2 protein-coding genes and 2 pseudogenes are annotated in these 2,217 nt (G+C 34.4%); 3 read left to right on the top strand and 1 reads right to left on the bottom strand.

Features of this window, described 5'->3' with window-relative positions:
- A pseudogene (locus LE179_RS06485) lies at positions 1-83 on the bottom strand (aminodeoxychorismate/anthranilate synthase component II); the annotation flags it as partial.
- A gap of 13 nt (positions 84-96) precedes the next feature.
- On the opposite strand from LE179_RS06485, the pseudogene LE179_RS06480 reads away from it, so the two are divergent.
- The 3 genes and pseudogenes from LE179_RS06480 to trpD form a co-directional block, all read left to right on the top strand.
- A pseudogene (locus tag LE179_RS06480) lies at positions 97-576 on the top strand (chorismate-binding protein); the annotation flags it as partial.
- On the top strand, positions 573-1,151 hold the full coding sequence (locus LE179_RS06475; RefSeq protein WP_374129556.1) for an aminodeoxychorismate/anthranilate synthase component II: 579 nt from the start codon (positions 573-575) through the stop codon (positions 1,149-1,151). The pseudogene LE179_RS06480 and the gene LE179_RS06475, both read left to right, overlap by 4 nt.
- A gap of 8 nt (positions 1,152-1,159) precedes the next feature.
- A complete protein-coding gene (trpD, locus tag LE179_RS06470; protein ID WP_374129555.1) occupies positions 1,160-2,173 on the top strand; it encodes an anthranilate phosphoribosyltransferase in 1,014 nt (337 codons plus the stop codon).
- Positions 2,174-2,217 lie beyond the last annotated feature (44 nt).

Raw genomic sequence — 2,217 nt, 5'->3', positions numbered from 1 at the left:
ACTTTAACATCTTTATTTATAGCTCCAACATATTGGTAGAGGTTATAAGAAAAACTGTCGTAATTATCTATAATCAAAATCATAATTCCTCCGTTTGCGGAGCATAATATGCTTGTAGATTTGGCAAGAAACGATTTAGGCAAAGTAAGCGAATTTGGTTCTGTGGTAGTAACTGAACATATGAAAATTCTAAAGTTGTCGCATGTTAGCCACATAGCTTCTGTAATTAAGTCAAGAATAAAGAAAGGATACGACCATTTAGACGCTTTGTCTGCAGTTTTGCCAGCAGGAACCTTGTCTGGTGCGCCTAAAAAGACTGCATGTGAAATTATAAACAAACTTGAAAAACATAAGCGTGGAACTTATGGTGGCGCAATAGGGTACATAGATTTTGCAGGAAATATGGATATGTGTATTGCGATAAGAATGGCAAAACTTCAGAATGGAAAAGTTTATGTTCAATCCGGAGCTGGTATTGTTGCAGATAGCACTGCTGAAAAAGAATATAACGAATGTTGTCAAAAATCTCAAGCAATTATAAATGCATTGAATTTAGCGCAAACGGAGGAATTATGATTTTGATTATAGATAATTACGACAGTTTTTCTTATAACCTCTACCAATATGTTGGAGCTATAAATAAAGATGTTAAAGTCGTTAAGAATGACGAAATGACAGTTAGGGAAATGGATAATTTGCAATTTACACATTTAATAATTTCTCCAGGACCCGGAAGACCAAACGCTGCCGGTATATGTGAAGAAGCTATAAAATATTTTAAAGGAAAAATTCCTATACTTGGAGTTTGTTTAGGACATCAAGCTATATGCGAAGTTTTCGGAGCAAAAATTACGTATGCCAAAAAGCTAATGCACGGCAAGACAAGCAATATAAATATTGCTAATGGTAATCCTATTTTTAAGGGTCTTCCTCCTGTTATTACAGCCGCAAGATACCATTCTCTTGTTGCTAGTAGAGCTAGTTTTTCAGATGACTTGCTTGTAATAGCTGAAGATAAAGAGTCTCAAGTTATGGGCGTAAAGCATAAAGATTTTGATATTTATGGAATTCAGTTTCACCCGGAATCAATACTTACAAAAAGCGGAGTAACAATAATTGAAAATTTTCTTAAGTTACAAAATTTTAAATAGAGGCAAACATGATAACAGAATCAATATACGAAATATTAAACAAACAAAATCTTACAATAGATAAAACAAAACAAGTTATAAACGAGATAATGGATGGCGCCGCTACAGATGCGCAAATTGCATCTTTTCTTACTGCGTTAAGGTTTAAAGGCGAAACAATAGAAGAAATAACGGCTTGTGCAATGGTTATGAGAGAGAAATGCCAAAAGTTAAACCCTAAATACGATGTGCTTGATATTGTAGGTACAGGAGGGGACGAACTTGCAACGTTTAATATATCGTCAATAGCATCTTTGGTAATTGCGACTGCTGGAGTTCCTGTTGCAAAGCACGGAAACAGAAGTGTATCTAGCAAATGCGGTAGCGCTGATCTTTTTGAGGCTTTAGGTGTAAATATAATGCTTACTTCTAAAGAATGCGAAATAGTGCTAGAGAAAATAGGAATATGTTTTTTAATGGCTCAGACATTTCATTCGTCAATGAAGTATGTTGCTAAGGTTAGAAAAGAACTAAGTATAAGAACAATATTTAACATTTTAGGACCTTTGGCAAACCCTGCTAGAGCAAATTACGAGCTTATAGGTGTATACGATGAAAATCTTGTTGAGCCTATGGCTAATGTGCTTGTAAATCTTGGCGTAAAAAGAGCAATGGTTGTGCATGGACACGACGGACTTGACGAAGTCACTTTGTCTGACACTACAACAGTTTGCGAAGTAAATGACGGTAAAATAAACAGTTTTTTTATTACCCCTGAACAGTTTGGATTAAAAAGATGCAAATTGTCTGAGCTTATAGGGGGTTCTCCAGAAAAAAATAAAGAAATTGCATTAAGCGTGTTAAATAGCGAGCATGGAGCAAAGAGAGATACTGTTGTTTTAAATTCCGCAGTATGTTTGTATATGTTTTATGACAATGTAACTATAAGAGAGTGTATAAAAATTGCTCAAGAGATGATAGACAGCAAAAAAGCTTTAAACAAATTAAATGACTTTATCAAAATGTCTAATAGTTTTAATTGAGAGGTTTATATGGTTTTAGACAAAATAGTTGCTGCTACACGAAT

The organism is Candidatus Endomicrobiellum agilis (assembly GCF_020328115.1).
In the GTDB taxonomy this organism is placed as follows: Bacteria; Elusimicrobiota; Endomicrobiia; order Endomicrobiales; family Endomicrobiaceae; genus Endomicrobiellum; species Endomicrobiellum agilis.
This window is presented reverse-complemented; position numbering and strand designations above follow the sequence as displayed.

Bases quoted from the DNA above. Each gene is read 5' to 3' on its own strand.
- LE179_RS06475 (WP_374129556.1), top strand. From the start codon at position 573: ATGATTTTGATTATAGATAATTACGACAGTTTTTCTTATAACCTCTAC.
- trpD (WP_374129555.1), top strand. From the start codon at position 1,160: ATGATAACAGAATCAATATACGAAATATTAAACAAACAAAATCTTACA.